At 58.9% G+C, this 6,452-nt stretch carries 5 protein-coding genes; 2 read left to right on the forward strand and 3 right to left on the reverse strand.

The window, feature by feature from the left end; translation table 11 throughout:
* Positions 1-362 precede the first annotated feature (362 nt).
* Both QM600_RS09445 and QM600_RS09450 read right to left on the reverse strand, forming a co-directional pair.
* Entirely contained in the window at positions 363-806 is a 444-nt protein-coding gene (locus QM600_RS09445; RefSeq protein ID WP_283261197.1) for a hypothetical protein, read from the reverse strand.
* A gap of 72 nt (positions 807-878) precedes the next feature.
* Positions 879-2,159, reverse strand: a complete 1,281-nt coding sequence (locus tag QM600_RS09450; protein WP_283261198.1) for an IS256 family transposase — start codon at positions 2,157-2,159, stop codon at positions 879-881.
* A gap of 1,288 nt (positions 2,160-3,447) precedes the next feature.
* Here QM600_RS09450 and QM600_RS09455 point away from each other — a divergent pair.
* Positions 3,448-4,329 carry a class I SAM-dependent methyltransferase gene (locus tag QM600_RS09455; protein ID WP_283261199.1) on the forward strand — a complete coding sequence of 294 codons (882 nt, stop codon included), beginning with the start codon at positions 3,448-3,450 and terminating at the stop codon, positions 4,327-4,329.
* 315 nt (positions 4,330-4,644) lie between these two features.
* Entirely contained in the window at positions 4,645-5,148 is a 504-nt protein-coding gene (locus tag QM600_RS09460) for a DUF6301 family protein (RefSeq protein ID WP_283261200.1), read from the forward strand.
* A 352-nt stretch (positions 5,149-5,500) separates the two neighbouring features.
* On the opposite strand, the gene QM600_RS09465 is transcribed toward QM600_RS09460, so the two are convergent.
* A complete protein-coding gene (locus tag QM600_RS09465) occupies positions 5,501-5,998 on the reverse strand; it encodes a DUF6301 family protein (protein WP_283261201.1) in 498 nt (165 codons plus the stop codon).
* Positions 5,999-6,452 lie beyond the last annotated feature (454 nt).

The raw sequence follows: 6,452 nt of genomic DNA on the forward strand, positions 1-6,452 counted from the left end.
GAACGATGATCAAGAACTCGGTGAGGACTTGACGGAGAGGTATTTCATGCAATTGTGGCCTGAATCCGAATCGCGACCGTCCACGCCCGTTATCGAAATTTAGAAAATAGAGAGGTGAGCACCACCCGAATGTTCGATGGTGCTCACCCAGGCCGTGCGCGATCAATCGGAATTGAACGTGAACGGAAACCGAACCAGCCAGACAAAAATGGTCCAGGCCGCTGGCCGCCGAGCAACAGTCCGGTATGTCGATGGTCAAAACGCACGCCCAAACCTGCAGGAATGATCTGAGGGCGTTTCGGTTGCTGGGGTCTCGCGTGGAATCAGGCCCAGGGTTCGTTGTATTGCAGGAGCCACCAGGATCACCAAATAGCTTCATACAATTTTCGGCAAGCAACCTCCGTAGTCCCCCAGATCCGTTGCCCGCCATCAGCGCGATACAAAACTCCGACCCCGTCCATGCCTGAGTTCACCATGATGAACCCGGCGGACCTGTCAGCATTCGCCCGCCCGAATACGATGTTTATCGGGCCAACTTCGAAGACACCCCAGTCGCCGGGCAAGCGAATCTTCACACCTTCGGCATTGCAGCCATGAAGCGCGGGCTGATCCAAACTCTCCACCGGAATCTCTACCTCTAGCTGCACAGGACACGTCGGGAAAAACTCAGTGATCAACTGGGAACTACTGCCGAACAACAAATACAACAACCCCGAACCCGCCAGCACCAACCCCACCTTGATGTAAGAGATCACCCTCGAAGCGCCGCCAACCCGAAACATCCACCAAACCTCCCACACCTGCACCCACCGCCGCCTCGTTCCGTTCCGGGTACTTCGGGGGGTCTATCTCGCTAACGGTGTTTCGGCCGGTTTTCATCAGTAAGTTTCCGATCCCGGCCAACGATCAGCGAACGTGATCGCAAACGCATTCAGAGCAGGCTTCCACCTCATTGTCCATCGTGCCTGGCCCTTGCCTGTCGGGTCGAGTGAACGCGTCACCAGGTAGAGGCATTTCAGCGCGGCAGCCTCAGTAGGGAAATGGCCACGAGCTTTCACCGCCCTCCGATAGCGGGCATTGAGGGATTCAATCGCGTTGGTAGAACACAGGACTCGGCGTATCTCGATGTCGTAGTCGAGGAACGGGATGAACTCCTGCCAGGCATTGGTCCACAGCCGGATGATCGCCGGATACGTCTTGCCCCAATGTTCGGCGAGATCGTCGAATGCGGCCCGCGCTGCCGGCTCGGACGGTGCCGTGTAGATCGGCTTGAGATCGTGTTTGAGCGCATCCCAGTCCTTGCGAGATGACAGCCGGAACGTGTTTCGGATCAAATGCACGATGCAGGTTTGGACCGTGGTGGCCGGCCATACGTGCTCGACCACTTCCGGTAGGCCTTTCAATCCGTCGCAGACCAGGAAGAACACGTCCCGGGTGCCCCGATTGCGGATATCGGTCAGCACGGACCTCCAGAATTTTGCGCCCTCACCGCCCGTTCCGGCCCACAATCCGAGCACGTCCCGGCTGCCGTCGAGACTGACACCGATCGCGGCATAAATCGGCCGGTTCGCGACCTGCCCGTCTCGAACTTTGACGACGATTGCGTCAATGAAAATCGCCGCGTACACCTCGTCGAGCGGACGGGCAGACCACTCCTGCATCTCCTCGAGTACCTTGTCGGTGATCCGCGAGATGGTTTCTTTCGAGACGGATGCGCCGTAGATTTCAGCGAAGTGAGCGGAGATCTCACCGGTCGTTAATCCTTTGGCGTACAACGACAACACAATCTCGTCGACCCCGTTGAGGCGTCGTTGACGTTTCTTGACGATCTGCGGCTCGAACGTCCCTTCCCGGTCTCTCGGGACTTCGATCGGGACGTGGCCGGCTGCCTCGGTCAACACCGTTTTCGGCCGGGTTCCGTTCCGGATGTTCGTCGATTCCCGATCCGGCGGGGCTTGGTTCTTGTCGTGGCCGAGGTGCTCGGTCATCTCTTCGTTCAGGGCGGTTTCGAGGACGGTTTTGGTGAACTGTTTGAGCAGCCCGTCCGGCCCGGTCAACGACAGGCCCTGTTCCTCGGCGAGTCGCACCAGTTCCGTGGCCGCCGCAGCTTCCGCGGAGGGCTCGGCCCTCTTCTTCGTCACATCTTCCAGTGTCGTCATCTTGGCACCTCCTCGCTGAGCATTCACTCAGCTTGTCGGGCCGAAACACCCATTACTGGACAGTCCCACTTCGGGTGTCCGTTGGCGGTAGATCTGACGTCAGTGGCGTCGAGGTGTTCGATGACGGTGGCCATCATTTCCATCACGGCTTTAGCCGGTTTTCCGGATCCGGAAGAGTGGGATTCGTTGCATGGTTGCAGGCGATATGTCAGTGCCCCTCCGCACGAACGTACAAATGTGTGTCGCTGTCATCGCCCGTCAGAATCAACGTAATTGTGTCGAAATTTCCTGCAGTTCCCGGGTAACTGGTCATTGACATCTGCTCAGCGCATGCAAATCCAGCGAGCTTCCATGAGGGTGAAGTCAGCGTGGGGTCGGAACACAGAATCGGCTGCGTGGCGGGAAACTTAGGGTTCGCTTCCGAGATTTCGTTGATAGCACGATCTACGGGTAGAGGTGCGTCGTATTGCGCACTGTACGAGCTCGAGCCGACAAATCCTTTGCTTTCATAGCCATTGTTGAACGTAAATGAGGGTGGGATCGTGAGTCCACGGCTCGCCATGGCTTCGTTCATTTCTGTGCTCTCGACAGGCGTCAACTTCCCTTCATCACTGCTACACGCTGTCGTAACGATCAGAGTTGCTGCGGCAAGAGAACCTATGCAGACACGCTTCGCGAGCTGATGTGGCCGCAACTAGTACTCCTCGTCGACGATGGGTTCCGGTTTTCCTGTCAAGGTCAACTTGTGCGGTCAGTTGGTGTCGCGGACGAACGAACCCTCGCATGAATGAACCACATAACTCCGCTAACTACAGGAATGACCCATACCGCAACCAACCACAACATTTGTTCACGAACTGGGAGTTTCGAGGAAAGGATCGCGACAGTAGCGGATGCTGCCACCATCAGCCAAGCGATGGCGAGAATACCGAAGATCGTGATTTCGAGCAGGCCTGTGCCAAACCCCGGGCAGTCCATGCCAGCCCGCGAGCACTCGCTCAGTCCGGCCTCGGCTAACAGGTTCTCGATCATAATTATTGAGCGTACTGGGAAGGCAGTTGACTGGCTGCACGAGTTTTCAGCGCAGGTTTTTGTGGGTTACCGTCCGTTTTGTCGATGATCAAAACGCACACTGAAACCCGCAGGATGGCGCTGAGCACGTTGGTTCCGGATCGGCAATCCTCCGCGATTGCAGGCGCTGTCGGCCATTCTTGCCAGTTCGTCTCGATGATCCTGCGGAGAGTGTCGCTATCGGGCTGCGGGTTGTCATTGCGGAAAGATCACCCCGATGAGCAACCACTCCCACAACAATGCAGATGTGAACTGGACGCAACGGATCACCCACCTCGAACGCAGTGCGCAAGTTCGGTCCGGGTTCTTCGCGTCAGCCATGAGCTGGCTGCGCGACCGCTGCGGCGAATCAGGAACGCATTCGACTCCGGTGCAGCGGATTCTCGACATCGGCAGCGGCCCCGGAGTGGGAACCGAGCTACTCGCGAATGCTTTTCCCGGTGCGGTGGTTGTCGCTGTCGATGCCACGCCTGCCATGCTCGACCAGGTGCGGCTGCGTGCCGACCGGCTCGGACTCGGTGATCGTGTCGAGGTTCGGCACGCCGAACTTCCGGCTGGCTACGACGGCTTGGGCACTGCCGATCTCGTCTGGGCCAGCGACGCGCTGCATCACGTCGGCGATCAGCAGCAAGTCGTCACCCGACTCGGCCAACTGCTCAATCCTGGTGGATTGCTAGCCATTTCCGAAGGCGGTCTACCGTTCCGGTTCCTGCCACGCGATATCGGTATCGGTCGACCGGGCTTACAAGCTCGTCTCGATGCCGCTGGCGAAGACTGGTTCACCGCGATGCGGGCAGGTCTGCCCGGAGCGACCGAACGAGTGGAGAGCTGGCCGGAAATGCTCGCCGCGGCCGGACTCACCTCGATGGGTAGTCGATCGTTTCTGGTGGATCGGCCGGCGCCGGTCGACGATGACACACGCCAGATGCTGCATACGACCTTGACCCGACTCCGAAAAACGGGACAAGGTCGGCTCGACGAGACCGATCTCGCCACGGTTGATCGGCTACTCGATCCTCATGACGATGCTGGCGTGTTCAAGCGTGCGGACGTGTTCTACCTGGCTGCAACCAGCGTGCACGTTGCGCGAGCCACCTGATTGCACGCCTTGCACTGAACCTGCAACGACTAGTTCGGAATGAACAGTTTTTGTTGATGGTCAAAACGCACACCGGAACCCGCAGGAGGGCGCTGAGCGCGTTTGGGCGTGATGATTCGATCCAACGATGCAGGGACCTTCTGAAACTGACAATCAGGCAAGCGACAGGTCGCCGCGCGTACGCGTTGCTTGCTCACCTCTGACCCATGACCTCGGCCTCGACGGCTCCGTGGTCAGCCTACGAGATCAAAGATCCCGCGCCAACCCCCTGACATCAAGGAGTGCCCCGTGCCACCTTCACAGTACGATTCGACCATGCGTACCGACTTTGACCGTGCTGCCGAAATTGTATGCCTGGCAGCAGAATTCGACTGGACCTGGTCAAGAGATGACCTCGACCGATTCTGTGCCGCCGCAGGCTGGACCGTCACCGAACACCGGGAACGAGGTGCGTCGATAACAACAGACCTCAACATTGCACGTCCTGGAGGGTCCGCGGATCTAGACACGAATAGCGTCCAGGCGATCGACTTCGACGTCACGGATCGCTTGGGTACACAGGAAGCTGAATCCAGCGGGCTGCCAGAGGTGTGGTTCAACGGACTGTCTCATCGATTGTCGACTGAGCTTGGGCTTCCTACTCGTCGTGGGGAGGACAGGATGCGGTGGGACCTCTCTACCGTGGTGGTCACTGCCTATCGGGGAAAGCGGGACTGCTTCGTGAACATTGCAAGCCCTCAATACCGAGCAGAAGAAGACCAAATCGACGAGTACCAAATCGACGAGTACATCGTCAATTGGCCCGACGAGGAGGTGTAGCACGCAGATATCGCTACAGCCACCCTATCCGCGCATACGTGTGCACCGCCCACCTCGCCGGTCTTCAGGAAGAATTCGACTGCTCGGAGGCCGTCGACGGCATGGATCCATTCCAGCCACAGTGCGATGCGACCAGGCGAACCGACTTTGACTGTTCTGCAGAAATCTTTTGCCTGGCAACAGAATTCGACTGGACCTGGTCAAGATGACCTCGACCGATTCTGTGCCGCCGCAGGCTGGACCGTCACCGAACACCGGGAACTAGCCTCAAAATTTCGTCGCACCTCGTTGGCCTGCGGATAGGCGCGCAAACCTGTTTCCGCACCGGATGCGATCTCGCCGACCTCGATCGCTAGTCCTCGTCCTCGTCCTCGTACTCCGGTTCGGGCTCATCCGCCCATGCCTGATATCCCGGACTCGTCAAATCGAGGTAGATCGCACTGACACTCAGGTGCAGTGAAATGACCGCTTTCGGCAGATCCCACCGGATAGTTGCCTCAGGTTTGGGTTCGGCGCTCGTGGCTGTCCCCAGGAGTGCAGTAAGTGCCGCAGTGAGGTTCGTGAACCCTTCGCCCAGCAGCGGACGCACCACTGTCATGGGCGTAGCGTCATCTGCCAGATCCGTGACTAAGATCGAGATCCAATCCATTCTGTGTTGCCGCCCGAACATGTGCGCCGTCGGCCGGCTGACATGAAGGTTCGTCCGTATCGAGCCGCCACCTTGCCTGAGTTCGACGAGCTCCCATCCAGCTTGTGCGCAGAAGGGTTCGAGGTCGTCGACGGCCCAGGTCCAGTCGAATTCTGCGGCGAGGCGGGCGATCCGGGTGGCGCCTTCGATGTCGACGTGCATGTGTGGATGCTACGTCCTTCTTGATCGTTGTTGACGAAGGCCCAATCGGGGGCTGTGGAGGTGAGGGCTGGCGGGCAACGCCAGCGCGGTCCACATGTTCAGGTTGTTCAGGCCTGACGACATCACGTCGGTGATCCATTGAGGCCCTGGGATCGGCGTCGCGCCCACACCTGCTGCTGGTGCCTGCATGAGGGCGGACCTGGGGCTGTTTGAGGTTGAACAAGTGCAAGAGAACGTTTATGTGTGTTGACCTGGGGTGATGACACGTCCCCCTTTCCTGTGGTGGTTGGGTGCCGGCGCCTGCCGGGCGGGGTTGTGGTGCTGGGTTGTGGGGGAGGTGTTTTAGGTTCTGACCTGCGGTGACGACATGTCCCGGTGGTGGGTGATCGTCGAGTTGGTTGGGTGCCGGCGGTGGGGTGCCGGCTGGGTTCGGGTCGATCGTTCGGCGGTGCCG

It is taken from the genome of Rhodococcus sp. IEGM 1379 (genome assembly GCF_030056815.1).
Classification (GTDB): domain Bacteria; phylum Actinomycetota; class Actinomycetes; order Mycobacteriales; family Mycobacteriaceae; genus Rhodococcus_F.